The sequence below is a fragment of the Thiomonas sp. FB-6 genome (assembly GCF_000377645.1).
Lineage (GTDB): Bacteria > Pseudomonadota > Gammaproteobacteria > Burkholderiales > Burkholderiaceae_C > Thiomonas_A.
Genome location: NZ_KB898478.1, coordinates 30,622 through 57,044, shown reverse-complemented (window position 1 = coordinate 57,044; position 26,423 = coordinate 30,622). Strand labels below are relative to the sequence as shown.

The following is a 26,423-nucleotide window of genomic DNA, read 5'->3' as shown; positions in this document are numbered from 1 at the left end:
TTGCGCCACATCAGCATCCGGGTCGCGGCCGCTGCCCCGGGCTGCGGCAGGAGCCCTACATTGGTTCTCGTGCGGCGGGCCGACGCATAGGCATCGCGGCTCCGGAAGTGCGGGAGCCGGGCTGCAGCAAGGCGCAGACGGGATCTCCCCGTGCGTGTCGCCGGTCCCGCCGCACCCAGGATCTCGAAGCCATGGAGCCTGCATCGGAGCGCCCGAAGCCGCCGCAGTCGCGCGAGCTGCGGATTCCCGCGGGCGATGCCGTGCTGCAAGGCACGCTGGACCTGCCGCCCGCTGCCGTGGGACTGGTGGTGTTCGCTCATGGCAGCGGCAGCAGTCGCAACAGTCCGCGCAATCTGTACGTGGCGCGGCGCCTGTGGCAGGCGGGCCTGGGAACCTTGCTGTTCGATCTGCTGACTCCGGACGAGCAGGCGCTCGATCGCCGCGGCGCCGCCCTTCGCTTCGACATCGGGCTGCTCGCACACAGATTGGTGGACGTGGTGGACTGGCTGCAGCGGGGCGAGTCCGTGCCGGGGGCATGCCTGGGCTTGTTCGGAGCGTCCACCGGTGCCGCGGCGGCGCTGCTTGCCGCGGCACGCAGGCCACGACTGGTCACGGCCGTGGTCTCGCGAGGCGGCCGGCCCGACCTGGCCGGCGCGGAGCTCGCCCAGGTGCTCGCTCCGACCCTGCTGATCGTCGGCGGGCTCGACACCGAGGTGATCGAGCTCAACCGCCTGGCGGCCGGGCAGCTGAGCTGCGAGCACGACTTGCGCATCGTGCCGGGGGCGACCCACCTGTTCGAAGAGCCGGGCAAGCTGGGCGAGGTCGCCGAGCTTGCCGCCGCGTGGTTCCAGGCGCACGCCGGTGCCCCTTGCGGTCACTGACTGGTCGCTGATCGGGCGACCGATCGAGCCCGTCGCATCCGTCTCCCGGGCTGGGTCCCGAAGCGGGGCGCGCCTTTGGCCGCCCGGCAGGCATCGCGCAGGGTCGCGATTTCCCGCAGACACACGACCCATCAGGGTAATCCCCGGGCGGTGAATCCATGATTCTGCATAAGATCATGTATAAATTATTCGGGAGTCCACCTTCTGGCGCGCGTCCCTGCGCGCCGGGGTGGACGCTTCGGGTCGCTGCGCGAGGGATCGGATGGACATCTGCATTCTGGGCGGAGGACACGGCAGCCACGCGGCGGCCGCGGACCTCTCGGCCGCCGGGCATACGGTGCGCATGTGGCGACGTGACGCCCAGGCGCTTGCCGCCCTGGGCAAGCCGCCGTCCATCGATCTGGAGGATGCCGACGGTACGCGCCAGGTAGGTATCGAGCTGGCCACCGAGGACATCGCGTTGGCGCTGCGCGGCGCCCGGCTGGTGCTGATTGCGCTGCCGGCCACCGCGCAGGACGAGCTGGCGCGACGCATGGCGCCGCACCTGGTGGACGGGCAGGTGGTGTTCCTCGCGCCCGGCAGCTTCGGAAGCTATGCGATGGCCCGCCGCGTGCGCGAGCTCGGCAACCAGGCGGCAGTGCTGTGGGCCGAGACCGGCACTCTGCCCTACCTGGCGCGCAAGCAGGGGCCGCGCCAGGTGCGCGTGTCGGCGCGTGCGGTGCGCCTGCCGGTGGGCGTGTATCCGGCGCGTGCGGCCGACGAGGCGCTGGCCGTGATTTCCCAGGCCTACCCCTGCGTGCATGCCTGCGGCGATGCGCTCTCGGGCGCCTTGATGAACGCCGGGCCGGTGATCCACCCGCCGCTGATGGTCATGAACGCCGCACCGCTGCAGCATTTTCCCAGCTGGGACATCCATGCCGAAGGCACGCAGCCGGCCGTGCGCGCGGTCACCGACGTGCTCGACCGCGAGCGCATCGCGGTGCGCGAGGCGCTGGGCTACGGCGCGCCGCATTACCCTCTGGCCGACCACTACACCACCGACCGCTGGATGTACGGCGACGCCCACCGCGCGCTGGTGCGCTCGGGCGACTGGCGCGAGCACATCGACCTGCACGGGCATCGCTACATCGCCGAGGACACCGAGATCGGGCTGGCCTTCCTGGTCTCGGTCGCGCGCGAGGCCGGGGTCGACGCGCCGACCGCCGAGGGCCTGCTGGCCATCGTCGGCGCCTTTCTCGGGCGCGACCTGCGCCGCGGTCCGCGCACCCTGGCCGCCCTCGGCCTGCACGGCCTGGACCCGCGCGAGCTGCGCCGCAGGTTGCACGACGGAGAGTGAGTCCGCGATGACGACACCGGATCTCGATACGCAGCCGCCGCGCTACGCGACCGTCGGCGCCGGGCGCATGGGCCGGGGCATCGCGCTGGCCTTCGCGTGGGCCGGCCATTGCATCGCCCTGGTCGACCTGCGGCGGCGCGAAGCGCAGGCCCTGCAGGCCCTGCGCGCCGAGGTGGATGCCGAGCTGCGCGCCAGCCTGGCCGCGCTGGTCGAGCTTGGCGCCATCGACGCGCAGCTCACCGAGGCGGTGCTCGCGCGCATCGTCTGGACCCCCGAAGGCCGGGCCGACCAGGCGCTGGCCGGCGCCGAGCTGGTGCTCGAAGGCGTCACCGAGACCCTGGAGGCCAAGCGCGAGGCCTTCGAGCGCATCGGGCGCTGCTGCGGCGCCGACGCGCTCGTCGCCTCCACCACCAGCAGCATCTCGGTGGACCGGCTGGCCGCGATGGTGCGCGGGCCCGAGCGCTTCCTCAACATGCACTGGCTCAATCCGGCCTACCTGATGCCGGTGGTCGAGCTCAGCGTGCACGCGGGCACCGATGCAGGCGCGCTGGCGCGCACGCGCGAACTGCTCGAGTCCATCGGCAAGCTGCCCGTGGTGTGCGGCGCGGCCCCGGGCTACATCGTGCCGCGCCTGCAGGCCCTGATCATGAACGAGGCCGCGCGCATGGTCGAGGAGGGCGCGGCCAGCGCCGAGGACATCGACCGCGCCACGCGCTTCGGCCTGGGACTTCGCTTCGCGGCGCTGGGGGTGCTGGAATTCGTCGATTTCGGCGGCGTGGACATCCTCTATCACGCCAGTCGCGAACTGGGCGAGAGCGTCAGCGCGCAGCGCTACGTCACGCCCGAGGTGATCCGCGCCATGATGCAGCGCGGCGAGCTCGGCCTGAAGACCGGCCGGGGTTTCTACGACCACGCTTCACGGGACGGCCGCGCCTACCGGCTGGACGTGTTGCGCCGATCCCTGGAGATGTTGCGTCATGCCCGACTCTGGCATCCGCCGAGCCCCGACACCCTTGGCTGAAGCGGGCCCGCGGGGCGCGCTCCGCTCTTCAGTCCGCCGCTTCGTTCAGCTCGATGATCCGGCGCAGCATGGTCTTGAGCTCGGCCGCGTGGCCGGCGCCCAGCGGTTCCAGCACCCGCGCTTCGTGCGCCTTGGCCAGCGTGAGCAAACCCGCTACGACATCCTGGCCCGCGGCGGTGATGCGCACAAGGGTCACGCGGCGGTCGCTGGCGTGGGCGAAGCGCTCGACGTAGCCGCGCGCCTCCATGCGGTCGAGCATGCGCGTCACCGTGGGTTGCTTGTTCAGCGCCACGCGAGCGATCTCCCCCACGCTGCGCCCGGGGCTGTCGGTCAGCGTGGCGAGGATGCGCCATTCGCCCACGCTGAACCCGCCGGCCTGCACGATGCGATGGAACTCGGCCGAGATCAGGTGGCTGGCGCGCGCGAGCAGGGCCGCCAGGTAGTCGTCGACGAAGCTGGCTTGCGCTGCAGTCGTTTCCGCTTGTGCGCCCATGCGCGCATGATAAGGGCGAGCTTCGCGCGCGCAGCGCGGGTATCGGTCGGACGCCTGCGCGGCGCGCCCGGTGCGCCCCGGGCGGCGCAGGCAGGGGCTCGCCGCAAGGGAGACGCCCGATGATGGAGCTGCGCGTGGCCGAAGTGGAGGCCTGCAACCCGCTGGTGCGCGGGCTGCGCCTGGAGCCCGCGCCGGGCGCGCTGCTGCCGGGCTACGCCCCGGGCGCGCATGTGCGCGTGCAGGTGCGCCTGCCCGACGGCGCCGAGGACTGGCGCGCCTATTCCCTGATCGATGCCGAGGCGCCGCGCGACGCGCGGGCGGCGCGCCCGAGCTACCGCATCGCCGTGCGCCTGGAGCAGCCCGGGCGCGGCGGATCGCGGTTCATGCACGCCCTGCGCGAGGGCGACATGCTGCGCATCGAGGAGCCGCGCAACGACTTCGAGCTGCGGGCCGCGCCCGGGCAGTCCGTGCTGCTGGTGGCCGGGGGCATCGGCGTGACCCCGCTGGTGGGCATGGCCGCGCGTTGCCGCGCCTCGGGCATCGCGGTGCGCATGGTCTACGCCGGGCGCAGCCAGGGGCTCATGGCCTTCGTGCCCGAACTGCGCGCGCTGCTGGGCGACGCGCTGCAACTGCACAGCGACGAGCAGCAGGGACGGGCGCTGGACGTGCGGGGCCTGCTGGGCGACTGCGCGCCCGGCGAGCAGGTCTACCTGTGCGGCCCGGGCGCCATGCTCGACGCCGCGCGGGAAGCCGCCGAGGCGCTGGGCTGGCCGCGCGAGCGCCTGCGCTTCGAGAGCTTCGCCGCGGCCGCGCCGGGCCAGGCCGATCAGGGTTTCGAGCTGGTACTGGCCCAATCCGGGCGCAGCCTGCAGGTGCAGCCCGGGCAGACCATCCTTGAATGCCTGGAGTCGCATGGCTGTGATCCCCTGTTCGATTGCCGGCGCGGCGACTGCGGGGTCTGCGCGGTGCCGGTGCTGGAAGGCGAGGTGGATCACCGCGACCACGTGCTCAGCGCGGCCGAACGGGCATCCGGCAAGGTGATCCAGATCTGCGTCTCGCGCGCGCGCGGCGCGCGCCTGGTGCTGGACCTTTGAAGGCGACATGCGAGGAGGGCGCGATGGGCAGATATGAAAACGCGGCGGCGCTGGCCGCCCTGGTGCGCGACACCGAGGTGCACCGCGACTGCTACGCCGACGCGGAGGTGTTCGCGCTGGAGATGAAACACCTGTTCGCCAACACCTGGGTTTACGTGGGCCACGCCAGCCAGGTTCCCAATGTCGGCGACACCTACGCCACCACCGTGGGCGACCAGCCGGTGTTCATGGTGCGCCACGCGGACGGCAGCGTGCGCGTGCTGCACAACCGATGCCCGCACAAGGGGGTGCGCCTGGTGCAGGAAGGCTGCGCGCATGCCGGCAAGTTCATTCGCTGCCCCTACCACGCCTGGACCTTCCGTACCGACGGCAGCCTGCTTGCGGTGCCGCTCAAGCAGGGCTACGACCCCGCGTGCTTCGGCGCCACCGAGGCCGCCTCCGGGCTGGCGCCGGTGGGCGACGCGCGGGTGTATCGCGATTTCGTGTTCTGTCGGCTCAACCCCCGGGGGATCGGCTTCGAGGAGTTCTTCGGCGAGTCCCTGTCGACCCTGGACAACATGGTGGATCGCTCGCCCGAGGGCCGGCTCGAGGTGGCCGGCGGGGTGCTGCGCTACATGCACCGCTGCAACTGGAAGATGCTGGTGGACAACCAGACCGACACCTGCCACCCGATGGTCGCGCACGAGTCCTCCGCGGGCACCGCGGTGCAGGTGTGGAAACAGGCGCCGGAGGGGACCCCCAAGCCCATGGCGGTGGAACTGTTCGCGCCCTTCGTCAACCCCTACGACTTTTTCGAGGGCATGGGCATTCGGGTCTGGGACAACGGCCACGGGCACACGGGGGTCTCCGACTCCCTTCACGCCGCCTACTCGCCGGTGCCGGGCTACTGGGAAGGCATGGTGGCCGCCTACGGAGAGCAGCGCGCGCGCGCCATCCTGGGCGAGGTGCGGCACAACACCGTGTACTTCCCCAACATCATGGTCAAGGGGCCGGTGCAGACCCTGCGTCTGTTCAAGCCCCTGGCGGTGGAGCGCACGCTGGTGGAGAGCTGGACCTTCCGCCTGGTGGGCGCGCCGGACCTTCTGCTCGAGCGCACCCTCATGTACAACCGGCTGATCAACGCGCCCACCTCGGTGGTCGGGCACGACGACCTGGAAGTCTACGAACGCGCCCAGCAGGGGCTGGCTTCGCGCGCGCGGGACTGGATCAACCTGGCGCGCCTGTACGAGCCCGGCGAGGGCGGGCGCAGCGGCGTCGTGAGCAACGGCACCAGCGAGTCGCAGATGCGCAACCAGATGCGGGCGTGGCTGCGCTACATGACCGCGGACATGGCCGAGGGGGTGGCGGCATGAACGCGCCTGCGAGGTCCCCGAGCGACGCACGGCTGCTCGACTTCGTCTACGACGAGGCGGCGCTGCTGGACGAACAGCGCTACGACGCCTGGCTGGAGCTGTTCACCGCCGACGGGCGCTATTGGATGCCCCTGGAGGCCGGGCAGACCGATGCGCGCCTGCATTGCTCGCTGATGTACGAGGATCCGCTGCTGCTGCGCGTGCGCGTGGAGCGCCTGCATGGGCAGCGCACCTTCTCGCAGCAGCCACCCAGCCGCTGCCACCACCTGCTTCAGCAGCCGCGCGTGGTGGAGCGCGACGCCGCCGCTGGCGTCTACACCTGCCGCACCGCCTTCCACTACGTGGAGACGCGCGGCGACGAGCAGACCCTGTACGCCGGCTGGGCCACCCACACGCTGGTGCTCGAGGGCGAGGCCTTGCGCATGCGTCTCAAGCGCGTCGACCTGGTCAACAGCGACGCCGCCTTCGGCAACATCCAGCTGTTCATGTGAGGCCCCATGTCCGACGCGTCGTCTCCCGGCTTGCCGCTCGAATCCCTGCCTCGCGACTACGCGCCGGCGCAGCGCACCCTGCCCGAACTGCTGGCCCGCCAGGCCGCACGCCATGCCGGACGCCGGCTGTTCGTCGCCGGCGACACGAGCTGGAGCTACGCCGACGCGCTGGACATGGCGCGGCGCTGGGCCGGGCAACTGCGCGCCGCCGGCGTGGCGCCCGGCGACCGCGTCGCGCTGCAGTGTTCGAACCGCCCGGAATTCCTCCAGATTCTGCTCGGCTGTGCCTGGGCCGGCGCGGTGTGCGTGCCCATCAACACCGCGTCGCGCGGGGCGCAGCTGCGCCACATGCTGGAGAACTCCGGCGCCACGCTGTTCGTCACCGAACCCGACGGCCGCGATGCATTGCGGGTGATCGAGGCCGACGCCGGGCAGGCTCTGCCCGCGCTGCGCAGCCTGTGGCTGATCGACGCTGAGCCCGAGGGCGATGCGCGCGCCCGCGTCTTCCCGCGCGCCGAGGCCGGGCTCGCCGAGCCGGCGCCGCTACGCCCCGGCGACGATCTGGTGATCCTCTACACCTCCGGCACCACCGGGCTGTCCAAGGGGGTGCGCTGCCCGCATGCGCAGTTCTTCTGGTGGGGCGTGCACACGGCCGAGTTGCTCGGTATCGGCGACGGCGAGATCCTGCTGACCACGCTGCCGTTGTTCCACACGAATGCGATGAACGCCTTCTTCCAGGCCCTGCTCACCGGCTCGACCCTGGTCGTCGAGCCGCGTTTCTCGGCCTCCGGCTTCTGGCAGGCCCTGGCCGCGCACCAGGCCACCGTGACCTACGTGCTCGGCGCCATGGTGCCCATCCTGCTGTCGCGCCCGCCGGGCGAGCAGGACCGGGCGCACCGCGTGCGCATCGCGCTCGCGCCCGGCGTGCCGCGCCAGTTCCACGCGCGCTTCCAGGAACGCTTCGGATTCACCCTGCTCGACGGCTACGGCTCGACGGAGACCAATTTCGTCATCGGAGCGATGGCGCCCGAGCAACGGGCCGGCACCATGGGGCGCGTGCGCCCGGGCTTCGACGCCCGCGTGGTCGACGAGGGTGACAACCCCGTGCCCGACGACACGCCCGGCGAGCTGGTGCTGCGCGCGCAGGAACCCTTCGCCTTCGCCAACGGTTACTTCGCCATGGACGACCGCACCGTCGAGTCCTGGCGCAACCTGTGGTTCCACACCGGGGACCGCGTGCTGCGCGACGCCGACGGCTATTTCCATTTCATCGACCGCCTGAAGGACGCGATCCGTCGGCGCGGCGAGAACGTCTCGTCCTTCGAGGTCGAGCAGGTGCTGCTCAGCCATCCCGCGGTGGCCGTGGCGGCGGTTTTCCCGGTGCGCAGCGAACTCGCCGAGGACGAGGTCATGGCCACGCTGGTCGCGCGCGAAGGCGAGCGAATCGACCCCGTTGAACTGGTGGGCTTTTGCGCGCAGCGCATGGCCTATTTCGCGGTGCCCCGCTACATCGACGTGGTGCAGGCGCTTCCCGCCACCGAGAACGGCAAGATCCAGAAATTCAAGCTGCGCGAACGCGGCGTTGGCGCGGCCACCTGGGACCGCGAGCGCGCCGGCGTGGTGCTGCGCCGCCCCGGCGCCGGAGCCGGCCGATGAAGCGTCGCCTGGGCTACGAGGACGTGGCGCTGGCGCTGCCGGTGACCGTGCCCTACGTGCGCTACAGCATCCACGGCGCGCACTGGTTCATCGGCCAGGCGCTGCGTGCGCTGCTCGACGGCTCGGGCCTGCGCAAGGAGGAGATCGACGGGCTCGCGCTGAGCAGCTTCTCCCTCGCCCCCGACACCGCCGTGGGAGTCACCCAGCACCACGGCCTGTCGCCGCGCTGGCTGGACCACGTGCCCACGGGCGGCGCCAGCGGGGTCATGTGCGTGCGCAGGGCGGCGCGCGCCGTGCAATGCGGGGACGCCGAGGTGGTCGCCTGCATCGCCGCCGACACCCACCATGTGGATTCGTTCCGGCGCATGCTCGGCTCCTTCAGCGACTTCGCGCGCGACGCCACCTATCCCTACGGCGCCGGCGGGCCGAACGCCATGTTCGCCTTCATCACCGACCACTACATGCGCAGCTTCGGCGCCACGCGCGAGGACTTCGGGCGCATCGCGGTGGCGCAGCGAGCCAACGCGGCACGCAACCCGAACGCGTTGCTGCGCAAGCCGCTGAGCCTGGACGACTACCTGGGGGCGCGTCCCATCGCCGAGCCGCTGCACCTGTTCGATTGCGTGATGCCCTGCGCCGGCGCCGAGGCCTTCCTGGTGTTGTCCACGCAGCGCGCGCAGGACCTCGGACTGCCCCATGTGCGCCTGCTGGGAAGCATCGAGCGCCACAACGCCTATGCCGACGACCCGGTGATGATCCGCGGGGGCTGGGCGATGGACCGCGACGATCTGTACGCCCAGGCCGGCCTCGGCCCCGACGAGGTCGACCTGGTGCAGACCTACGACGACTATCCGGTGATCGCGATGATGCAACTGGAGGATCTGGGCTTTTGCGCCAAGGGGGAGGGCCCGACCTTCGTGCGCGAGCATGACCTGCGCGTCGATGGGGACTTCCCCTGCAACACCGGCGGCGGCCAGCTGTCGTGCGGCCAGGCGGGCGCCGCCGGCGGCTTCCTGGGCATCACCGAGACCCTGCGCCAGCTGAGCGGGGTGGCCGAGGGGCGCGCGGTGCCGGACGCCGAGGTCGGGCTGGTGTCGGGCTTCGGCATGGTCACCTACGACCGCTGCCTGTGCACCGGCGCGCTGCTGCTGGGAGCCGCGCGATGACCCGGCCGTTGCAGCCCCCGGTGCGGCGCGACCCGCTGCGGCGCACGCCCCGCATGACCCTGCCGCCGGCGCAGCGCGGGCGCGTCGCGCTGGGCATGGCCGCGGCCGCCGCCGAGGGGCGATTCGCGCTGCAGGTCTGCGCCGACTGCGCGCGCGTGCAGTACCCGCCGCGCGAGGCCTGCGTGGCCTGCTCCTCTTCGCGCCTGGCCTGGCGCGAACAAGGCGGCGAGGGCGTGCTGCTGGCGAACACCCGCCTGGCGCACAGCAACGACCCCTATTTCCGCGAGCGCCTGCCCTGGCGCGTGGGCATGGTACGCCTGGATGCCGGCCCCTGCGTGATGGTGCACCTGCACGGCGACGTCGCCGACCCGGGCCCGCCGGGTCCGGCCAGCCGCGTGCGGGTGCTTGCGCGCCTGGACCGTGCCGGCGCGCCGGTGCTGCTCGCCCTGCCCCTGGAGGAGACCCCGCATATGCACGACGATCCGATGTTGCGCGAGATGAGCAGCGACCCCAGGTACCGCAAGGTGCTGGTCACCGACGGCAAGTCGGCCACCGGGCAGGCGCTGGCGCGCGCCCTAGTCGAGGCCGGCGCCGAGCGCGTGTGGCTGGGCTGCGCCGAGCCCTGGAAGCGCGCGCCCGGCCTGGAGGCGCTGAGCGCGCTGCCCCAGGTCACGCCGGTGGAGCTGGACCTGGGAGACGAGGGCTCGGTGCGCGAGCTCGCCGCGCGCATCGGCGGCAAGGTGGACATCCTGCTCAGCAATGCCGAATACCTGCGCGGCGGCGGCATCGAGTCGCCGCGCGGCACCCTCAACGCCCGCTCGGAGATGGACCTGCACTACTTCGGCCTGCTGCGCCTGGCGCAGGCCTTCGCACCGGCCTTGCGCGCGCGCGCGGCCGACGGCGTCGCGCATGCCTGCGCCTGGGTCAACGTGCTGTCGGTGTACGCGCTGGCGAACTACCCGCCGCAGGGCACCTACTCGGCCTCCATGGCGGCGGCGCTGTCCCTGGCCCAGGGGCTGCGCGCGCAGTTGCGCGCCGGGGGCATCCGCGTGCTCAACGTATTCCCGGGCCCGATCGACCACGAGTGGAACCAGGAGCTGCCACCGCCCAAGCTGGCGCCCCGCGCGCTGGCCGCCGCCGTCGTGGCGGGGTTGCGCGACGGCGTCGAGGACCTGTACCCGGGCGACGTGGCGCAGGAATGGCGGGAGCGCTGGCGCGCCGACCCGAAGGTGATGGAACACGAACTCGCGATGCAGGGAGGCATGCCGTGAATCCGACCAGCCAGGCGGCGGGCGAAGCCGCCTCTATCCTCGGCGCCCTGGTGGGCGCGCTCGCCGGCGGCAGCATCCGCGTCATCGACCTGACCCAGACCCTGAGTCCCTCGTTTCCGCAGATCGCGCTGCCGCCCGAGTTCGGGCAGTGCCAGCCCTTTCGCATCGAGGAGATCTCGCGCTACGACGAGCGCGGCCCGGCGTGGTACTGGAACAACTTCTCCTGCGGCGAGCACACCGGCACCCATTTCGACGCCCCCATCCACTGGGTCACCGGGCGCGACCTGCCGCGCAATTCGGTGGACACCATCGACGTGCGCCACTTCGTCGCGCCGGCCTGCGTCATCGACTGCAGCGCGCAGGCGCGCGACAACCCCGACTACCTGCTGCAGGTGTCCGACATCGAGGCCTTCGAGGCCGCCCACGGGCGCATTCCGGCGGGAGCCTGGGTACTCATGCGCACCGACTGGTCCAAGCGCAGTGATCCCCGCGAGTTCCAGAACTTCGACGCCACCGGCCAGCACACTCCAGGGCCCGGGGTGGAGGCGGTGCGCTTCCTGGTGGAGCAGCGCGACGTGCTCGGCTTCGGCTCCGAGGCCATCGGCACCGACGCCGGGCAGGGCTACCACCTGCTGCCCCCGTACCCCTGCCATTCCATGATGCACGGCAGCGGGCGCTACGGCCTGCAGTGCCTGACCCGGCTCGACGAACTTCCCCCCACCGGGGCGGTGATCGTGGGCGCCCCGCTCAAGATCGAGCGCGGAAGCGGCAGCCCGCTGCGCGTGCTGGCCCTGGTGGACGCCGCCGCGGCGGGGAGGGAGCCGCGATGAACGCGACAGCGGATGCGAAGCCGGGCGGCGCCGGCATCGCGCTGGTCACCGGCGGCAGCGTCGGCATCGGCCGCGCCATCGTCGAGCAACTGCTGGCGCAGGGGCAGGAGGTCATCTCCCTGGCCGACCGCGGTCCGGGCCTGGAGCATCCCCGCGTGCGCAACATCGAGGTCGACCTCAGCGACCGCGCAGCCACCGCCCGCGTGGCGGCCGAGCTGGCCGCGCGCCACGAGGTGGGCACGCTGGTGCACAACGCAGGGGTGATCCGCGCCGCGCTACTGCCCGAGGTGCGCCTGGAGGACTTCGACGCCCTGGTCAACCTGCACCTGGGCGCGGCGCTGCAACTGGTGCAGGCCTTCCTGCCGTCGATGCGCGCACGGCGCTTCGGGCGCATCGTGCTCATCTCTTCGCGCGCCGCGCTGGGCCTGGCCAGTCGCACCAGCTACTCGGCCACCAAGTCGGGCATGCTCGGCATGGCGCGTACCTGGGCACTGGAGCTGGCCCCCGAGGGCATTACCGTGAACGTCGTGGCGCCGGGGCCGATCCGCACCGACATGTTCCACGACGTCGTGCCCGCGGGCAGCGAGCAGGAGCTGCGCCTGGCCGCGTCGCTGCCGGTGCGCCGGCTGGGCGAGCCCGAGGACGTGGCGCGCGCGGTGGGCTTTTTCGCCGATGCGCGCAACGGCTTCGTCACCGGGCAGGTGCTGTACGTGTGCGGCGGCGCCAGCGTCGGCACGCTCGCGCTGTGAGGCAGACCATGCAGCCCGTAAGCCTGCGTTCTCCCTCGCGCTGGACCCCGGAGTCCCTGCGCGCATTGGTCGAGCCCGACCGCGTGCACCGCGATCTGTACGTCGACCCGGATTTGTTCGAACTGGAGCGCGAGCGCCTGTTCGCCGGCGCCTGGCAATTCGCCGCCCACGCCAGCCAGTTGCCGCAGCCGGGCGACTACGTCACGCTGGAACTGGCCGGACGCTCGCTGCTGCTGCTGCGCCAGGCCGACGGCTCGATCCGCGGATTCCACAACCGCTGCGCCCACAAGGGCGCGCGCCTGCTGGGGCAGCCCAGCGGCTCCACCGGGCGCTTCCTGCGCTGCCCCTACCACGCCTGGTCCTACAAGCTCGACGGTTCGCCCCTGGCGCGGCCGCTGCAGGCCGGCTACGAGGGCGCGCGCCTGGGCGAATGCGAATCCGGCCGGGGCCTGCAGGAGCTGGAGGGCCTGCGCGTGTACCGCGACTTCGTGTTCGTGCGCCTGCTGGCCGGCGGCCCGGACTTCGAGTCCTGGTTCGGCGAGGGGCTGCGGGCCATCGACGACATGGTGGACCGATCGCCGGCCGGCCAGCTTCGGGTCGAGGGCGGCATCCTGCGCAGCGAGATCCGCTGCAACTGGAAGACCTACCTGGAGAACGTCAACGACACCGTGCACCCCGTCTCCACCCACGAGTCGGCGGTGCGCGCCGCGCGCACGGTGTGGCAGGGGCACGGCGAGAGCGCGCCGCAGCCCATGGCGGTGGAGCAGATCCTGCCCTTCGGCGCCGGCTACGACTTCTACGACGCGATGGGCGCGCGGGTGCATCCGCACGGCCACAGCGTGCTGGGCATTCACTTCAGCATCCACTCCGGCTACGGCATGTCCGAGGACTACCGGGCCGCGCTGGAGGCCGCGCACGGGCCCGAGCGCGCGCGCCAGGTGCTCGAGCACGCGCCGCAGAACGCTGTGCTGTACCCCGGCCTGGCGCTCAAGAGCTCGCCCCAGGTAATGCGGGTGATCCGTCCGCTGGCGGTGGACCGCACCCTGGTGGAGGCCTGGGTGCTGCGCGCGGTGGGCGCGCCGGATCTGCTGTACGAGCGCGGCCTGAGCTACACCCGCCTGGTGTTCTCGCCCATGTCGGTGGTGGCGCACGACGACATCGAGCTGTTCGAGGGCATCCAGCGCGCGTTGCACGCGGACGGCAACCCGTGGATCAGCCTGCACCGGGACTCACGCGGCGACGACGCCGGCCTGCTCGGGCAGCCGATCAACGCCACCAACGAGCTGCTGATGCGCAACCAGCACCGTGCCTGGCTCGAAGCCATGCTGGGGGATGCGCCATGAGCCTTCCCGACGACGCCGCGATGGCGGACTTCGTGCTGCACGAGGCGCGCCTGCTCGACACGGCCCGCTACCAGGATTGGCTGGAGCTGTTCGCCGCCGACGGGCGTTACTGGGTGCCGCTGCAAGGGGCCGAGCAGGACCCGGCGCGGCCCCACAACGCCTACGCCGACGAGGACCGTTTGCTGTTGCGCCTGCGCATCGAGCGCCTGCAGGACGCGCGCGCCTGGTCGCAGCAGCCGCGCAGTCGGGGCCAGCACCTGCTGCAGACCCCGCGGGTGGAGCGGCGCGAGGCGGCGCGGGCCCTGCTGTACACGCCCTTCCTGTACGTCGAGGCGCGCGGCGACGAGCAGCTGATGCTGGCCGGGCACTGGCAGCACAGCTTGTGCGTGGAGGGCGGCGCGTTGCGCATCGCGCTCAAGCGCGTGAACCTGGTCAACGCCGGCGCCAGCCTGCCGATGATCCAGCTGTTTCCCTGAGGCCCCATGCCAAGCCCCGCCCCCAGCCTCGCCGATCGCCTGCGCCATGACCTGGAGCAGGGGCAGATCCTCGACCAGGACCGGCGCTACCTGATGCTGCGCGCCGACGTGCTGATGGGCTTGTTCGCCGAGTTGGAGCCGGCGGCTCGTGCGCCGGCGCTGCGGGCGCTGGGCAGCTCGGTGCGGCGCCACGGCGCGGGCAGCGTGCAGGCCTACGCGCTGCTGCTCGCAGAACACCATGGGGCTTCCGAGGTGTCCGCGGCGCCCGCCTGGGCAGCCACGGCACCCTCGCCCGCCACGCAGGCGCTGCTGGGCGACATGGCGCGGGCCGCTGCCGCGCTGGGTTGGGGCGTCTGGGAATTCGAGCCGGACGGGCAGGGCCTGCGCCTGACGGTGCGCAACTCGCCCTTCGCCGCCGCCGCGCGCGGGCTGGGCCTGCACGGCGAGCCGGTATGCCAGGCCATCGCCGGCATGGCCGCGGCATTGGGGCAGGCGCTGTGGTCGGTGCCGGCCGATGTCAACGAGTGTTGCGCGGCGCAAGGCCCCCCGGGGGAGCCCCTGCGATGCGTGTTTCAACTGCGTCCGCGGGGGCGCGATCGAGGCTGCGGTACCAACCACCTGGAGGAGACAGAGCCATGAGAACACTAGGCATATCCCGAGCCGTCACGGCGGCCGCGGCCGCGGTACTGATGCTTGGTGCGGCGGCCGGCACGGCGGCGCACGCGGCGCAGATCAGGGTCGGTTTCATCACCTCCCTGTCCGGGCCGGTATCGTCGATCGGCATCCCGTACTCGAAAGGCATGAAGGCCGCCGAGAGCTACGTCGACAAGGTCCGCGGCATGGACATCAAGGTCTACCAGCTCGACGACGCCTCGGACCCGACCACCGCGGCGCGCGATGCGCGCAAGCTGGTCGACGACGACAAGGTGGACGTGCTGATCGGCAGCTCCGGCGTGCCCTCGGCGATGGCGGTGGCGGCGGTGGCGCGCGAGACCGGCACCCCGATGATCGGCGTCACGCCCATCGCCGGCAACGGCAACCCCTGGGTGGTGACCACCGTGCAGCCGGTGCCGCTGATGGTCGGGCAGGTGGTCGCGCACATGAAAAAGGACGGCGTGAAGACGGTGGCCTACATCGGCTTCTCCGACTCCTGGGGCGATCTCGTGTACTCCAACCTGAAGAAATACGCCGCCGAGGACGGCATCAAGGTGCTGACCGACGAACGCTACGCGCGCAGCGACAACTCGGTCACCGGCCAGGCGCTGCGCATGATGGCCACGCACCCGGACGCCGTGCTCACCGGCGGCTCGGGCACGCCGGGGGCGCTGCCCTACCTGGCGCTGTCCCAGCTGGGCTACACGGGCAAGATCTACGGCACCTATGCCTTGATCTCGCCCGACTTCGTGCGGGTCGCCGGGGCTTCGGCCGAGGGCATGTTGTCGTCCACGGGGCCGGTGATCGTGGCCGATCAGTTGCCGGCCGACTACCCGACGCGGGCGATCTCCATGGTCTACCGCGACGCGTACAAGAAGGTCAACGGCAGCTATCCCGACGATGCCTTCTCCGCCTACGCCTTCGACGCCTGGCTGGTGCTGGTGCATGCGGCCGGTACGGTCGACCCCAAGCTGCATCCGGGCACGCCGGCCTACCGCAAGGCGCTGCGCGATGCGATCTTCGGCACGCATGAGCTGGACGGCACCATGGGCGTGTTCAACTTCCATCCCGGCTCCCCCTACGGGGTCGACAAGCGTGCCTGCGTGATCGTGCGCCTCGAGCACGGCCAGTGGAAGTACGCCCCCTGAGCGGGCGCCGGCGGGAGCGACCATGAGCTGGGACATCGCGTGGATCCTGTTGGCCAACGGCCTGGCCAGCGGGGCCGTGTACCTGCTGGCCGGGCTCGGGCTGGTGCTGGTGTTCTCGGTCACCCGCGTGGTGTTCGTGCCCTTCGGCGACATCGCGGCCTTCGCGGCACTGAGCCTGGCCTCCTTCGAGACGGGGCGCCTGCCGCCGACCGTTCCGATGGTGGCCTTGCTGGCGCTGGTCGTGACCGCCGTGGAACTTGGCTCGGCGTGGCGGCGCCGGGAACTTGCGCGCTGGCCGCGCATCGTGCTGGGCTGGGGCATGGCGCCGCTGCTGCCCTGCGCGCTGGCCTGGGCGCTGGCCGGGCGGAACGCGCCACCCATGCTGCAGGTGGCCGCCGCCGTGCTGCTGGTGGTGCCGCTGGCGCCGCTGCTGGCGCGCCTGGCGCTGCAGCCTATCGCCGATGCCTCCACGCTGGTGCTGCTCATCGTCTCGCTGGCGCTGCATTTCCTGTTGGCAGGGCTGGGCCTGCTGTTCTTCGGGCCCGAGGGGGTTCGCACCCATGCACTGGTGCAGGGTGCGCTGCGCCTTACCCCCAGTTTCAGCCTCAGCGCGCAGACTCTGTTGATGATCGCCTGCGCGGCGGTGCTGTCGGGACTGCTGTACCTGCTGTTCGAGCGCACATCCACCGGCAAGGTGTTGCGCGCCACCGCGGTCAACCGCGTGGGGGCGCGCCTGGTGGGCATCCGGCCCGCGCGCACCGCCTTGCAGGCCTACGCGCTGGCCTCGGTGCTGGCCGGGCTGATCGGCGTGCTCATCGCGCCGGTGGCCACCGTCTACTACGACTCGGGTTTCCTGATCGGTCTGAAGGCCTTCGTGGCGGCCATCTTCGGCGGCCTGACCAGCTTTCCGCTGACCGCGCTGGGCGCGGTGGCGGTGGGCATCGCCGAGAGCTTCGCCTCCTTCTGGAACGGGGCGTTGAAGGACGTGCTGGTGTTCAGCCTGCTGATCCCCGTGCTGCTGGCCCGCTCCTGGCTGGGCCGGCATGTGGAGGAAGACGCCGAGGAGGTCGAGGCATGAGCGCCGCGCACGGCCGCTCCGAAGGGGCGCTCCACTCCCTCGGGGAGTCGAGCGTAGCGACGAGGGTAGTCCCATGAACGCCCCGGTGCCCGAAACGAGTCGCGGTACCGCCGCACAGCCCGCGTCCAGGCGCCTCGGGCCGGCCGCCGGCCTGGCGCTGCTGGCGGTGCTCGCGCTGGCGGCGCCGCTGCTGCTGGGCGGATTCGGCGTGTCCCTGATGAACGACATGGGCATCGGCGCGCTGGTCGCGCTGGGCCTGGTGCTGCTCACCGGGGTCGGCGGCGCCACATCCTTCGGCCAGGCCGCCTTCGTCGGCATCGGCGCCTACGCGACCGCCTGGCTGAGCACCGCCGGCGGTCTCTCACCCTGGCTGGGACTGCCCTTCGCGCTGCTGCTGACCGGCGCGGCGGCCTGCCTGATCGGCCTGCTCACGCTGCGCCTGGGCGGGCATTTCCTGCCCCTGAGCACCATCGCGTGGGGGCTGTCCATCCCGCTGATCTTCGGCAACATGGACGCGCTCGGGCGCTACAGCGGCATGGCGAATCTGCCCGCGCTGCGCCTGGGCGGGCTGCGCCTGGCCGACCCACGGGCGATGTACTACGTGATCTGGGCCTGCGTGGCCTTCGCGCTGTGGTTCAGCCACAACCTGCTGCGCTCGCGCCCGGGTCGCGCCATCCGCGGCCTGCGTGGCGGCCCGGTGCTGCTGGCCAGCGTGGGCGCCGACGCCTTCGCGGTGCGCCTGGGGCTGTTCGTGGTGGCCGCGCTGTTCGCCGGGCTGGCCGGCTGGCTGTACACCTACGCCAACCGTTTCGTGAGCCCTTCGCCCTTCGACCTGCGCGCCAGCATCGAATACCTGCTCATGGCCATCCTGGGCGGCGTGGGATACCTGTCGGGCGCGCTGGTCGGCTCGGGCCTGGTGCTGCTGCTCAAGGACCTGCTGCAGGATGTGCTGCCCATGCTGTCGGGGCGCGCCGGGCAGCTCGACGCAGTGGTGTTCAGCGCCTTGTTCATCGCCTTGCTGCACTACGCGCGCGGCGGAGCCATGAGTTTCGTGGCCCGCCGGCTGCGGCGGTGGCGCCCGGCGCGGCCGGCGCCGGTGCCCGTCGAGCAGGCCCCGGTGCTGCCCCGGCGCGCGCAGCCGACGAGGGGCGAGGCCTTGCTGGAAGTGCAGGGAGTGAGCAAGCGCTTCGGCGGCCTGCTGGCGGTGGACGCGGTGAGCTTCGAGGTGCGCGCGGGCGAGATCGTCGGGCTCATTGGCCCCAATGGCGCCGGCAAGTCCACCATGTTCAACCTGCTCACCGGCGTGCTGCCCAAGAGCGGCGGGCGCGTGCGCCTGCTGGGGCGAGACATCAGCGCCCTGAGCCAGCGCCGGATCGCCCGCATGGGCGTGGCGCGTACCTTCCAGCACGTCAAGCTGCGCCCGGCCATGAGCCTGCTGGACAATGTCGCGCTGGGCGCGCACGCGCGCACCCGCGGCGGCCTGCTGGCCGCCGGGCTGCGGCTGGATCGCGCGCAGGAGCGCCAGGCGCTGCGCGAGGCGGCCTGGCAATTGCGCCGCGTCGGCCTGGGCGGGCGCGAGCACGAGAGCGCCGGAGCGCTTCCGCTGGGCACCCAGCGGGTTCTGGAAATCGCGCGTGCACTGGCCGCCGACCCCTTGCTGCTGGTGCTCGACGAGCCGGCGGCGGGCCTGCGGCGCCAGGAGCGCGTGGCGCTGGCCGAGCTGCTGCGCCGCCTGCGCGACGAGGGGGTGACCATCCTGATCGTGGAGCACGACATGGACTTCGTGATGCGCCTGGTGGACCGCCTGGTGGTGATGAACTTCGGCGCCAAGCTGCTCGAGGGCACGCCGGCGCAGGTGCGCGCCGACGCCTCGGTGCAGGCTGCCTACCTGGGTAGCGCCGAGATCGCCGGGACGGACGCGCCGCGCGCGCCCGCCGCGCCATGAACGCCGCCATGGGCTCCACGCCCCAGGCCTTGCATGGCGACGCTGCGAGCGCCGCTTCGGCTGGCGATCGCAGCGTCAGCACTACGCCCCTGCTGCGCATCGAGGACCTGCACGTGTCCTACGGGCGGGTCGAGGCCGTGCGCGGCGTGAGCCTGGAACTGCCGGCCGGGAGCATCGTGTCGGTCATCGGCCCCAACGGCGCCGGCAAGACCACGCTGCTGGCGGCGGCGATGGGCCTGATGCCCTCGCGCGGCCGCGTGTGCTTCGACGGCGAGGACCTGGCGGGCTTGCCGGTGGAGGACCGCGTGGCGCGCGGCCTGTGCCTGGTCCCCGAGAGCCGCGAGTTGTTCGGCGCGCTCAGCGTGCACGACAACCTGCTGCTGGGCGCCTACTGCCGCGGCATGCGCGCGCCGGCCAGCCGGCGCGCGCTGGACGGGGTGTACGCGCGCTTCTCCCGTCTCGCCGAGCGCCGGCGCCAGCGCGCCGACACGCTTTCCGGGGGCGAGCGCCAGATGCTGGCGCTGGGCCGCGCGCTCATGTCCTCGCCGCGCCTGCTGATGCTCGACGAGCCCAGCCTGGGCCTGGCACCGCTGATCGTGCGCGATATTCTGGGCATCGTCGCCGGCCTGCGCGACGAGGGCGTGTCCATCCTGCTGGTCGAGCAGAACGCGCACGCCGCGCTGCGCACCTCCGTCCACGGCTACGTGCTGGAGACCGGCGAAGTGGTGCTGCAGGGCCCCGCCGCGCAACTCGCAGGCGACCCGCGGGTACAGCACACCTACCTGGGCGGCGGCACCGACGAATAGGGCCTGGCGCGCTGCCCTCCGGTCCCTCGGCCGTTTGTTCGAGGGGTCCCGACCGGGCTTCGCCGCGTCAAGGAGCGGCGTAGTCGATGTGAAGAGTGTGTCGACGTCGCCTAAGGCCTCGCCATTGCCACATGGGTTCGTAGCATGCAGTTCCAAGCTGGGCGCGCGCTCGATCAAAGACCACCACCGCCTTGCGGTCGTTGAGGTGACGCGAAACGTAGTAGATCCCGTCCACGCGGGCTGGATGCGCGTGCAACGCGGCAGCCCATTGCTGTGGCGGGTCATACGGAGACATCGTGGAAATCGAGCCGTCGCCGACCAAGGCCTTCAGCGCGGTCCCCGTGAAATTGGCAAGCCGCAGGATTCCTCCGCCAGGAAAGCGCACGATCTGTCGGCCTTCGAAATCGCGTTGCGCCACCTTGAAGCGGCCCTGCACCGGGACTTCGTCGTGCAGCACGGTCTCGGCGACCGCGGTCAGCACATCGAATCCCAGATAGCAGGTGCCGAAGCGCCGGGCCGGATCGTCGAAGCGGTTTGCAGCGCTATGCCCGAAAAAGGGCTCGCCGCTGTCGTACCGCGAAACGCGCACCAATCGATGCGCTCCGATCGTCCTGATCCTTGGCGCCAGTCTGGCAAATTCCGATTTGCCAGACGGCGCTCTCAGCAGCGTCGCCATGGCTCAGCGTTGCGCGTAGCCGATGGCCGCGGTCTTCACCCTCTCGAAATCGCCTTGCGCCAACGCTTCGAGTGGCGTTCGCGGGACGCCCTGCGATGGACGGGCCAGGGACGCCTTCGGTGTCGTGAAAAACAACCACTTGCTTCCGCCCGGGAGATCGCCCAGCAACCTGCAGACGGCCTCGACTTGCTTGCGTTGCAATGTCGGGTCCAGATAGAAGGAGGGATAGCCGCGGATCGCTCCCGCCTCGACGTAGAAGAGTCGGCCCGCACCCACGGCCTTGCTCAAGGCCTGGCGGCTGACGCCTGCGCGTTGCTGGAACCTGGCGCTATCCAGCAACGCGCTGGTGCGCAGCAGCGCCTCGAAGGCCGTCCAGGCCTCGCCGCGAGCCGATGCTTCGTCCGGCGCTGGTGATTTCCGTGCAGCCGGGCGCCTCGTCGAGCGCTTGCCGGGTCCGTCCGCCGGTTCCTGCGAGCCGGGGGGGGCGGCACCTTCCGGAGCTTCCTCCTCGACGTGGATACTTCGGAGAATCTCGTCGCGCACCATCTGGACTCGGCCGACCGCCTCCAACAGTTGGGTCATGCGGAGCCTGGCCGCCCGAAGATCGCGCTGTGGCGACTCGGCCGCGGCGCGCCGCACGATGTCCATCTGATCCGCGGCTGTCCGAAGCGCTTCCTCTGCCCTCCTTGACGCGGTTTGCAGCGCCTTGCCGGTCACGACGGGGAACTGGGTGATTGCTGACATGGACGGCGACTCCTGGAGCGACAACTCTAGGCTTCGATGTCAACCATGTCAACCACTGGGGGTGTGTCCGTTCGGACGTGAGGGGCGAGGTTGCCATATTCCATGGCGAGCGCATCGGCACCCTGGGTACTCGTGCCTGACCACCGCTGGTCCTCGACAGCGCTGGTCGTGCCCCGCCGGCCCGCGCGGGGCAGGGCCGCCGCTGTCGCACGCGCACTCGGCAGGTCGACATGCGTCGGTCACAGGCCTGCGTCAACCTGACAAGATCTCCGTCGGCCAGGCCCTAGCGCCCGCGCCAGCTCGGCGCCCGCTTGGCCAGGAAGGCCTGCACGCCTTCGTTGCGGTCCTCGGTTCCCGCCAGCAGCACGAAATTGCGCCGCTCCAGCAGCAGCCCCGCCGACAGTGGGGTCTCGAAGGCCTGCAGCACCGCCTCCTTGGCCAGGCGCGCCGCCAGCGGCGCCTTGGAGGCGATGTGCCGCGCCAGTTCGTGGGCCCGTTCCAGGCAGCGCTCGACCGGAAGCACCTCGGCGACCAGCCCGTACTGCAGCGCCTGGGGCGCGTCCAGCAGTTCGCCGGCCAGCACCATGCGCATGGCCTGGGACTTGCCCACCGCGCGGGTCAGGCGCTGGGTGCCGCCGGCGCCGGGCATGATGCCCAGGTTGATCTCCGGCTGGCCGAAGCGGGCCGATTCCCCGGCGAGCACGATGTCGGCCAGCATGGCCAGCTCGCAGCCGCCGCCCAGCGCATAGCCGCACACGGCGGCCACCAGCGGCTTGGGAAAGCGGGCGATGCGCGCGAACAGCGCAGGGCGCTCCTCCAGCAGCACCGCCTGCATGTCCTTGCGGGCCATTTCCTCCAGGTCGGCGCCGGCGGCGAACACCTGCTCGCCGCCGGTGAGCACGACGCAGCGTACCTCCGGGTCCTGCTCGGCGAGGTCCAGTGCGGCGACCACGGTGCGCAGCAGTTCGGTGGACAGCGCGTTGCGCTGGGCGGGGCGATGCAGGCGCAGCTCCTGCACGCCGTCCCGCGGGCCCGTCGTGCGCAGCGGACCGGCGTCGGCGTCGGCGTCGCCGTCGGGGCTCGCGGCGCGGGAATCCATGGAGGGCTCCTGCATGTGCTCAGTCCGGCAGTACCGCGGTGACCTCGATCTCCACCTTGGCGCGGTCCTCGACCAGGTCGGCCACCTGGATCGCGCTCATGGCCGGGAAATGGCGCCCCACCACGTCGCGGTAGGCCTGGCCGATCTCCTTCAGCCGCGCCTGGTACTCGCGCTTGTCCTTGAGGTACCAGGTCATGCGCACGATGTGCGCGGCCTCGCCGCCGGCGGCGCGCACGACGTCCACGCAGTTGCGCAGCGCCTGGCGGGTCTGCTCGACCAGGTCGTCGGTCTCGAAGCGACCCTGCGGGTTCCAGCCGATCTGCCCGCCCACGAACAGCTGGCGTCCCCGCGCCTCGATGCCGTTGGCGTAGCCCTTGGGCGTGGCCCAGCCCTCGGGCTGGATGGTTTTCAGGGTCATCGGGTCTCCTCGAAACGTTGAATGGCCTCGCGCAGGTCCTCGGGCCAGGGAATCGGGCGATGCGTGTCCAGCGAGGTGACGACGATGCGCTGCGCGAAGCGCACGCGTTCGTCGCCCGCGGGCCCCACGACGCGGTGCTCCAGTTGCAGGGAGCTGCGCCCCAGGTGCGCCACGCGCAGTTCGAAGTCCAGGCGTTCGCCCAGGAACGACGGCGCCACGAAGCGCGCGTCGAGCTGCGCCGTGGGCATGCCGATGCGCCGCTCGCCGATGAGCTCGGTCCACGGCAGGCCCAGATGGTCCCACCAATCCTCCACCACCCCGTTGAGCAACTCGTAGTAGCGCGGGAAGTACACGATGCCCGCCGGGTCGCAGTGCCCGAAGCGCACCGTGCGCGGTGCCACGAAGGGCAGGCCGGGGCTGGGCGGGGGCTGGGTGTCGCTGCTCATGGTCATGGCCCTTCAGCCGCCGAAGGCGGCGATGCCGGTGATGGCCCGTCCGAGGATCAGCGCGTGGATGTCGTGCGTGCCTTCGTAGGTGTTGACCACTTCCAGGTTGACCAGGTGGCGGGCCACGCCGAACTCGTCGGAGATGCCGTTGCCGCCCAGCATGTCGCGCGCCGTGCGCGCGATGTCCAGCGCCTTGCCGCAGGAGTTGCGCTTGACGATGGAAGTCAGGTCCGTGCTGGCGGTGCCCTCGTCCTTCATGCGCCCCACGCGCAGGCAGGCCTGCAGGCCCAGGCCGATTTCGCACAGCATGTCGGCGAGCTTTTTCTGCACCAACTGGTTGGCCGCCAGCGGACGCCCGAACTGCTTGCGCTCCAGGGTGTAGCGCCGCGCCGTCTCGAAGCAGAACTCGGCAGCTCCCAGGGCACCCCAGGCGATGCCGTAGCGCGCGCTGTTCAGGCAGGTGAAGGGGCCCTTGAGCCCGCGCACCTCGGGGAAGGCGTTCTCCTCGGGGCAGAACACCTCGTCCATGACGATCTCCCCGGTGATCGAGGTGCGCAATCCCACCTTGCCATGGATGGCCGGCGCCGACAGCCCCTTCCAGCCGCGCTCGAGCACGAAGCCGCGGATCTTCTGCTCATCGTCCTTGGCCCACACCACGAACACGTCGGCGATGGGGCTGTTGGTGATCCACATCTTGGCCCCGCTCAGGCTGTAGCCGCCGGGCACCTTGCGCGCGCGCGTGACCATGCCGCCGGGGTCGGAGCCGTAGCCGGGCTCGGTCAGCCCGAAGCAGCCCACCCATTCGCCGCTGGCCAGCCGGGGCAGGTACTTGCGCTTTTGCTCCTCGGTGCCGAAGGCCTCGATGGGCACCATCACCAGCGAGCTCTGCACGCTCATCATCGAGCGGTAGCCGGAGTCGATGCGCTCGACCTCGCGCGCCACCAGGCCGTAGCACACGTAGTTCATGCCGGCGCCGCCGTACTCCTCGGCCACCGTGGGGCCGAGCAGCCCGAGCTCGCCCATTTCGCGGAAGATCGCGCGGTCGGTGCGCTCGTGGCGGAAGGCTTCGAGCACGCGCGGGGCCAGGCGCTGCTCGCAGTAGCTGCGCGCGCTGTCGCGCACCATGCGTTCGGTCTCGCTGAGCTGCTGGTCCAGCAGGAAGGGGTCGTTCCAGACAAAGCTCGGTTGGCTCATGGGGGCTCCGACAAAGGTTCAGCGCGCGGCCTTGAGCAGCTCGCGCGCGATGATGAGTTTCTGCACTTCGGTGGCGCCCTCGTAGATGCGCAATGCGCGGATGTCGCGGTACAGGCTCTCCACCACCTGGCCGCGCTGCACGCCGCGCCCGCCGTGCAATTGCAGGGCCGAGTCGATGACCCGCTGCGCATTCTCGGTGGCCACCATCTTGGCCATCGCCGCCTCGCGCGTGGTGGGCAGGCGCTGCACGTCGCGGCGCCAGGCGGCGCGCGCGGTCAGCAGCGCGGCGGCATCGATGTCGGCGGCCATCTCGCCCAGGCGCGCCTGGGTGAGCTGCAGGTCGGCCAGGGTCTGGCCGAACATGCGCCTGGAGCGCGCGTGGCGCAGCGCCTCGTCCAGCGCGCGCCGGGCAAGGCCCAGCGCCGCCGCCGCCACCGAGGCGCGGAAGATGTCCAGCGTGCGCATGGCCAGCTTGAAGCCCTCGCCGGGCTCCCCCAGCAGGTTGCCCGCCGGCACGCGCATGCCGTCGAAGCGCAGGCGCGCCAGCGGGTGCGGCGCCATCACCTCCAGGCGCTCGGCGACCTCGAAGCCGGGCAGGTCGGGGGTCACCACGAAGGCCGAGATGCCCCGCGTTCCAGGCGCCTCGCCGGTGCGTGCGAACAGGCAGTAGACGTCGGCGATGCCCCCGTTGGAGATCCAGGTCTTCTCGCCATGCACGACCCAGGCGTCGCCATCGCGCGTGGCGCTGCACTGCATGGCTGCCACGTCCGAGCCGGCTTCCGGCTCGGTCAGCGCGAAGGCGGCGATCCATTCGCCCGCGGCCACGCGCGGAAGCACCGCGCGTTGCAGCTCCGGGCTGCCCGCCAGGGTGATGGCGCCGCTGCCCAGACCCTGCATGGCGAAGGCGAAATCGGCCAGCGCATCGTGGTAGGCCAGGCCTTCACGCGCCACGCACAGGCTGCGCGAGTCCAGTTCCGGCAGCGCGCCGCCGAAGGCGGCGGGCACGCAGTAGCGCAGCAGGCCGGCGCGGCCCAGGTCGCGTACCAGCGCGCGGCAGGCGCCGTCGGTGTCGGCGTGGTCGATGGGCCGAGCCTGCGCGCTCCAGGCGGCCACGGCGCGTGCGAGCTCGCGGTGCGCGGGCTCGAAAAAGGGCAGTTCCAGGTGGGCCTGGTCCATGGTCGGGTCAGTCACCCTGGAACTCCGGCTTGCGGCGCGCGGCGAAGGCCTCGAAGGCGCGGCGGAAGTCGCCGGTCAGCATGCACAGGGCCTGCGCCTGCGCCTCCGATTCGATCATCTCCTCGATGCCCATGGCCCATTCCTGGTTGACCATGGTCTTGGTCATGGTGTGCGCGAACCAGGGACCGTCGGCCAGCTCGCGCGCCAGTTCCTGCGCCTTGGCCGGCAGTGCCCCGGCGTCGTGCAGGGCGTTGTAGAAGCCCCAGGCCAGGCCTTCGTCGGCGCGCATCGAGCGCCCGGTCATCAGCAACTCGTTGGCGCGCCCCAGGCCGATCACCCGCGGCAGCAGGCCGCAGGCGCCCATGTCGGCGCCGGCCAGGCCCACGCGGGTGAACAGGAAGGCGGTCTTCGCCGCCGGCGTGGCCAGTCGCAGGTCGGAGGCCAGCGCGATCATCGCGCCGGCGCCGGCGCACACGCCGTCGATGGCCGCCACCACCGGCTGCGGCGCGCGGCGCATGGCCTTGACCAGGTCGCCGGTCATGCGCGTGAAGGCCAGCAGTTCCGGAGCCGCCATGCGCGTGAGCGGCTCGATGATCTCGAACACGTCGCCGCCGGAGCAGAAGTTGCCCCCCGCGCCGGTCAGCACTACGCTGCGCACGTCGCTGGCGTAGGGCAGCTCGCGGAACAGGTCGCGCAGCTCGGCGTAGGAGTCGAAGGTCAGCGGGTTCTTCTTGTCCGGGCGGTCCAGCGTGATGGTGGCCACGCGGCCGTCCTCGCTGCAGGCCCAGGCGAAATGGCGGGCGCGGTAGTCGCGCATCGGCCGCTTGTGCGCGGCCATCGGGTTGTCGTTCATCGGTGTCGTCCTCGGCTTGGTTCCACG

27 protein-coding genes are annotated in these 26,423 nt (G+C 71.6%); 18 read left to right on the top strand and 9 right to left on the bottom strand.

Annotation, left to right across the window (positions count from 1 at the left end; genetic code table 11):
• Window positions 1-191 precede the first annotated feature (191 nt).
• The 3 genes from D466_RS0108915 to D466_RS0108905 all read left to right on the top strand — a co-directional run bounded on the left by D466_RS0108915 (window position 192) and on the right by D466_RS0108905 (window position 3,238).
• A complete protein-coding gene (locus D466_RS0108915) occupies window positions 192-881 on the top strand; it encodes a dienelactone hydrolase family protein (RefSeq protein WP_018913368.1) in 690 nt (229 codons plus the stop codon).
• Window positions 882-1,143: 262 nt separating this feature from the next.
• Window positions 1,144-2,217 (top strand): NAD/NADP octopine/nopaline dehydrogenase family protein, encoded by a 1,074-nt coding sequence (locus tag D466_RS0108910; RefSeq protein WP_018913367.1) that lies wholly within the window; start codon window positions 1,144-1,146, stop codon window positions 2,215-2,217.
• 7 nt (window positions 2,218-2,224) lie between these two features.
• Window positions 2,225-3,238, top strand: a complete 1,014-nt coding sequence (locus D466_RS0108905; protein WP_018913366.1) for a 3-hydroxybutyryl-CoA dehydrogenase — start codon at window positions 2,225-2,227, stop codon at window positions 3,236-3,238.
• Between the two features lie 28 nt (window positions 3,239-3,266).
• On the opposite strand, the gene D466_RS0108900 is transcribed toward D466_RS0108905, so the two are convergent.
• Complete coding sequence (locus D466_RS0108900) at window positions 3,267-3,731, bottom strand: MarR family winged helix-turn-helix transcriptional regulator (RefSeq protein WP_018913365.1); 465 nt, start codon at window positions 3,729-3,731, stop codon at window positions 3,267-3,269.
• A 119-nt stretch (window positions 3,732-3,850) separates the two neighbouring features.
• On the opposite strand from D466_RS0108900, the gene D466_RS0108895 reads away from it, so the two are divergent.
• The 15 genes from D466_RS0108895 (at window position 3,851) to D466_RS0108825 (ending at window position 19,790) form a co-directional block, all read left to right on the top strand.
• A complete protein-coding gene (locus D466_RS0108895) occupies window positions 3,851-4,825 on the top strand; it encodes a PDR/VanB family oxidoreductase (RefSeq protein ID WP_018913364.1) in 975 nt (324 codons plus the stop codon).
• A gap of 23 nt (window positions 4,826-4,848) precedes the next feature.
• Window positions 4,849-6,177 carry an aromatic ring-hydroxylating dioxygenase subunit alpha gene (locus D466_RS0108890; protein ID WP_018913363.1) on the top strand — a complete coding sequence of 443 codons (1,329 nt, stop codon included), beginning with the start codon at window positions 4,849-4,851 and terminating at the stop codon, window positions 6,175-6,177.
• A complete protein-coding gene (locus D466_RS0108885; protein ID WP_018913362.1) occupies window positions 6,174-6,668 on the top strand; it encodes an aromatic-ring-hydroxylating dioxygenase subunit beta in 495 nt (164 codons plus the stop codon). Before D466_RS0108890 ends, D466_RS0108885 begins: the two co-directional genes overlap by 4 nt.
• Before the next feature lie 6 nt (window positions 6,669-6,674).
• Entirely contained in the window at window positions 6,675-8,324 is a 1,650-nt protein-coding gene (locus D466_RS0108880; protein ID WP_051083720.1) for an ATP-dependent acyl-CoA ligase, read from the top strand.
• The gene (locus tag D466_RS0108875) at window positions 8,321-9,490 is read left to right on the top strand and encodes a thiolase family protein (protein ID WP_018913360.1); all 1,170 of its coding nucleotides are present in this window, start codon (window positions 8,321-8,323) and stop codon (window positions 9,488-9,490) included. Before D466_RS0108880 ends, D466_RS0108875 begins: the two co-directional genes overlap by 4 nt.
• Window positions 9,487-10,761: an SDR family NAD(P)-dependent oxidoreductase gene (locus D466_RS0108870; RefSeq protein WP_018913359.1), complete on the top strand. Its 1,275-nt coding sequence runs from the start codon at window positions 9,487-9,489 to the stop codon at window positions 10,759-10,761. The genes D466_RS0108875 and D466_RS0108870 overlap by 4 nt, the downstream gene beginning before the upstream one ends.
• On the top strand, window positions 10,758-11,591 hold the full coding sequence (locus D466_RS0108865) for a cyclase family protein (RefSeq protein WP_018913358.1): 834 nt from the start codon (window positions 10,758-10,760) through the stop codon (window positions 11,589-11,591). The genes D466_RS0108870 and D466_RS0108865 overlap by 4 nt, the downstream gene beginning before the upstream one ends.
• Entirely contained in the window at window positions 11,588-12,340 is a 753-nt protein-coding gene (locus tag D466_RS0108860; RefSeq protein WP_018913357.1) for an SDR family oxidoreductase, read from the top strand. The genes D466_RS0108865 and D466_RS0108860 overlap by 4 nt, the downstream gene beginning before the upstream one ends.
• Before the next feature lie 8 nt (window positions 12,341-12,348).
• Window positions 12,349-13,683 (top strand): Rieske 2Fe-2S domain-containing protein, encoded by a 1,335-nt coding sequence (locus D466_RS0108855; RefSeq protein WP_038165791.1) that lies wholly within the window; start codon window positions 12,349-12,351, stop codon window positions 13,681-13,683.
• A complete protein-coding gene (locus D466_RS0108850) occupies window positions 13,680-14,159 on the top strand; it encodes an aromatic-ring-hydroxylating dioxygenase subunit beta (protein ID WP_018913355.1) in 480 nt (159 codons plus the stop codon). Before D466_RS0108855 ends, D466_RS0108850 begins: the two co-directional genes overlap by 4 nt.
• Before the next feature lie 6 nt (window positions 14,160-14,165).
• Complete coding sequence (locus D466_RS21215) at window positions 14,166-14,798, top strand: 4-vinyl reductase (RefSeq protein WP_018913354.1); 633 nt, start codon at window positions 14,166-14,168, stop codon at window positions 14,796-14,798.
• The gene (locus D466_RS0108840) at window positions 14,795-15,961 is read left to right on the top strand and encodes an ABC transporter substrate-binding protein (RefSeq protein ID WP_026285058.1); all 1,167 of its coding nucleotides are present in this window, start codon (window positions 14,795-14,797) and stop codon (window positions 15,959-15,961) included. The genes D466_RS21215 and D466_RS0108840 overlap by 4 nt, the downstream gene beginning before the upstream one ends.
• Window positions 15,962-15,983: 22 nt before the next feature.
• Window positions 15,984-17,039 carry a branched-chain amino acid ABC transporter permease gene (locus D466_RS0108835; protein WP_018913352.1) on the top strand — a complete coding sequence of 352 codons (1,056 nt, stop codon included), beginning with the start codon at window positions 15,984-15,986 and terminating at the stop codon, window positions 17,037-17,039.
• Between the two features lie 73 nt (window positions 17,040-17,112).
• Entirely contained in the window at window positions 17,113-18,984 is a 1,872-nt protein-coding gene (locus D466_RS21210) for an ATP-binding cassette domain-containing protein (RefSeq protein ID WP_018913351.1), read from the top strand.
• The gene (locus D466_RS0108825; protein ID WP_081629898.1) at window positions 18,981-19,790 is read left to right on the top strand and encodes an ABC transporter ATP-binding protein; all 810 of its coding nucleotides are present in this window, start codon (window positions 18,981-18,983) and stop codon (window positions 19,788-19,790) included. The genes D466_RS21210 and D466_RS0108825 overlap by 4 nt, the downstream gene beginning before the upstream one ends.
• A gap of 67 nt (window positions 19,791-19,857) precedes the next feature.
• Here D466_RS0108825 and D466_RS21205 read toward each other — a convergent pair whose 3' ends face one another.
• The 8 genes from D466_RS21205 to D466_RS0108785 all read right to left on the bottom strand — a co-directional run bounded on the left by D466_RS21205 (window position 19,858) and on the right by D466_RS0108785 (window position 26,396).
• The gene (locus D466_RS21205) at window positions 19,858-20,466 is read right to left on the bottom strand and encodes an RES family NAD+ phosphorylase (RefSeq protein ID WP_081629897.1); all 609 of its coding nucleotides are present in this window, start codon (window positions 20,464-20,466) and stop codon (window positions 19,858-19,860) included.
• A gap of 3 nt (window positions 20,467-20,469) precedes the next feature.
• Window positions 20,470-21,210: a hypothetical protein gene (locus D466_RS22760; protein ID WP_156004145.1), complete on the bottom strand. Its 741-nt coding sequence runs from the start codon at window positions 21,208-21,210 to the stop codon at window positions 20,470-20,472.
• Between the two features lie 283 nt (window positions 21,211-21,493).
• Window positions 21,494-22,309 carry an enoyl-CoA hydratase-related protein gene (locus D466_RS0108810; RefSeq protein ID WP_156004143.1) on the bottom strand — a complete coding sequence of 272 codons (816 nt, stop codon included), beginning with the start codon at window positions 22,307-22,309 and terminating at the stop codon, window positions 21,494-21,496.
• Window positions 22,310-22,328: 19 nt separating this feature from the next.
• On the bottom strand, window positions 22,329-22,727 hold the full coding sequence (locus D466_RS0108805) for a RidA family protein (RefSeq protein ID WP_018913346.1): 399 nt from the start codon (window positions 22,725-22,727) through the stop codon (window positions 22,329-22,331).
• A complete protein-coding gene (locus tag D466_RS0108800; protein ID WP_051083725.1) occupies window positions 22,724-23,173 on the bottom strand; it encodes a thioesterase family protein in 450 nt (149 codons plus the stop codon). Before D466_RS0108800 ends, D466_RS0108805 begins: the two co-directional genes overlap by 4 nt.
• A gap of 12 nt (window positions 23,174-23,185) precedes the next feature.
• Window positions 23,186-24,367: an acyl-CoA dehydrogenase gene (locus tag D466_RS0108795; RefSeq protein ID WP_018913344.1), complete on the bottom strand. Its 1,182-nt coding sequence runs from the start codon at window positions 24,365-24,367 to the stop codon at window positions 23,186-23,188.
• 18 nt (window positions 24,368-24,385) lie between these two features.
• Window positions 24,386-25,543: an acyl-CoA dehydrogenase family protein gene (locus D466_RS0108790; RefSeq protein ID WP_018913343.1), complete on the bottom strand. Its 1,158-nt coding sequence runs from the start codon at window positions 25,541-25,543 to the stop codon at window positions 24,386-24,388.
• A 7-nt stretch (window positions 25,544-25,550) separates the two neighbouring features.
• Window positions 25,551-26,396 (bottom strand): enoyl-CoA hydratase family protein, encoded by an 846-nt coding sequence (locus tag D466_RS0108785; protein WP_018913342.1) that lies wholly within the window; start codon window positions 26,394-26,396, stop codon window positions 25,551-25,553.
• Window positions 26,397-26,423: the final 27 nt, after the last annotated feature.

What these genes read in the sequence shown, in the direction of transcription:
- D466_RS0108915 (WP_018913368.1), top strand. Translation starts at nt 192, where the DNA reads ATGGAGCCTGCATCGGAGCGCCCGAAGCCGCCGCAGTCGCGCGAGCTG.
- D466_RS0108910 (WP_018913367.1), top strand. Translation starts at nt 1,144, where the DNA reads ATGGACATCTGCATTCTGGGCGGAGGACACGGCAGCCACGCGGCGGCC.
- D466_RS0108905 (WP_018913366.1), top strand. Translation starts at nt 2,225, where the DNA reads ATGACGACACCGGATCTCGATACGCAGCCGCCGCGCTACGCGACCGTC.
- D466_RS0108900 (WP_018913365.1), bottom strand. Translation starts at nt 3,731, where the DNA reads ATGGGCGCACAAGCGGAAACGACTGCAGCGCAAGCCAGCTTCGTCGAC.
- D466_RS0108895 (WP_018913364.1), top strand. Translation starts at nt 3,851, where the DNA reads ATGATGGAGCTGCGCGTGGCCGAAGTGGAGGCCTGCAACCCGCTGGTG.
- D466_RS0108890 (WP_018913363.1), top strand. Translation starts at nt 4,849, where the DNA reads ATGGGCAGATATGAAAACGCGGCGGCGCTGGCCGCCCTGGTGCGCGAC.
- D466_RS0108885 (WP_018913362.1), top strand. Translation starts at nt 6,174, where the DNA reads ATGAACGCGCCTGCGAGGTCCCCGAGCGACGCACGGCTGCTCGACTTC.
- D466_RS0108880 (WP_051083720.1), top strand. Translation starts at nt 6,675, where the DNA reads ATGTCCGACGCGTCGTCTCCCGGCTTGCCGCTCGAATCCCTGCCTCGC.
- D466_RS0108875 (WP_018913360.1), top strand. Translation starts at nt 8,321, where the DNA reads ATGAAGCGTCGCCTGGGCTACGAGGACGTGGCGCTGGCGCTGCCGGTG.
- D466_RS0108870 (WP_018913359.1), top strand. Translation starts at nt 9,487, where the DNA reads ATGACCCGGCCGTTGCAGCCCCCGGTGCGGCGCGACCCGCTGCGGCGC.
- D466_RS0108860 (WP_018913357.1), top strand. Translation starts at nt 11,588, where the DNA reads ATGAACGCGACAGCGGATGCGAAGCCGGGCGGCGCCGGCATCGCGCTG.
- D466_RS0108855 (WP_038165791.1), top strand. Translation starts at nt 12,349, where the DNA reads ATGCAGCCCGTAAGCCTGCGTTCTCCCTCGCGCTGGACCCCGGAGTCC.
- D466_RS0108850 (WP_018913355.1), top strand. Translation starts at nt 13,680, where the DNA reads ATGAGCCTTCCCGACGACGCCGCGATGGCGGACTTCGTGCTGCACGAG.
- D466_RS21215 (WP_018913354.1), top strand. Translation starts at nt 14,166, where the DNA reads ATGCCAAGCCCCGCCCCCAGCCTCGCCGATCGCCTGCGCCATGACCTG.
- D466_RS0108840 (WP_026285058.1), top strand. Translation starts at nt 14,795, where the DNA reads ATGAGAACACTAGGCATATCCCGAGCCGTCACGGCGGCCGCGGCCGCG.
- D466_RS0108835 (WP_018913352.1), top strand. Translation starts at nt 15,984, where the DNA reads ATGAGCTGGGACATCGCGTGGATCCTGTTGGCCAACGGCCTGGCCAGC.
- D466_RS21210 (WP_018913351.1), top strand. Translation starts at nt 17,113, where the DNA reads ATGAACGCCCCGGTGCCCGAAACGAGTCGCGGTACCGCCGCACAGCCC.
- D466_RS0108825 (WP_081629898.1), top strand. Translation starts at nt 18,981, where the DNA reads ATGAACGCCGCCATGGGCTCCACGCCCCAGGCCTTGCATGGCGACGCT.
- D466_RS21205 (WP_081629897.1), bottom strand. Translation starts at nt 20,466, where the DNA reads ATGGCGACGCTGCTGAGAGCGCCGTCTGGCAAATCGGAATTTGCCAGA.
- D466_RS22760 (WP_156004145.1), bottom strand. Translation starts at nt 21,210, where the DNA reads ATGTCAGCAATCACCCAGTTCCCCGTCGTGACCGGCAAGGCGCTGCAA.
- D466_RS0108810 (WP_156004143.1), bottom strand. Translation starts at nt 22,309, where the DNA reads ATGGATTCCCGCGCCGCGAGCCCCGACGGCGACGCCGACGCCGACGCC.
- D466_RS0108805 (WP_018913346.1), bottom strand. Translation starts at nt 22,727, where the DNA reads ATGACCCTGAAAACCATCCAGCCCGAGGGCTGGGCCACGCCCAAGGGC.
- D466_RS0108800 (WP_051083725.1), bottom strand. Translation starts at nt 23,173, where the DNA reads ATGAGCAGCGACACCCAGCCCCCGCCCAGCCCCGGCCTGCCCTTCGTG.
- D466_RS0108795 (WP_018913344.1), bottom strand. Translation starts at nt 24,367, where the DNA reads ATGAGCCAACCGAGCTTTGTCTGGAACGACCCCTTCCTGCTGGACCAG.
- D466_RS0108790 (WP_018913343.1), bottom strand. Translation starts at nt 25,543, where the DNA reads ATGGACCAGGCCCACCTGGAACTGCCCTTTTTCGAGCCCGCGCACCGC.
- D466_RS0108785 (WP_018913342.1), bottom strand. Translation starts at nt 26,396, where the DNA reads ATGAACGACAACCCGATGGCCGCGCACAAGCGGCCGATGCGCGACTAC.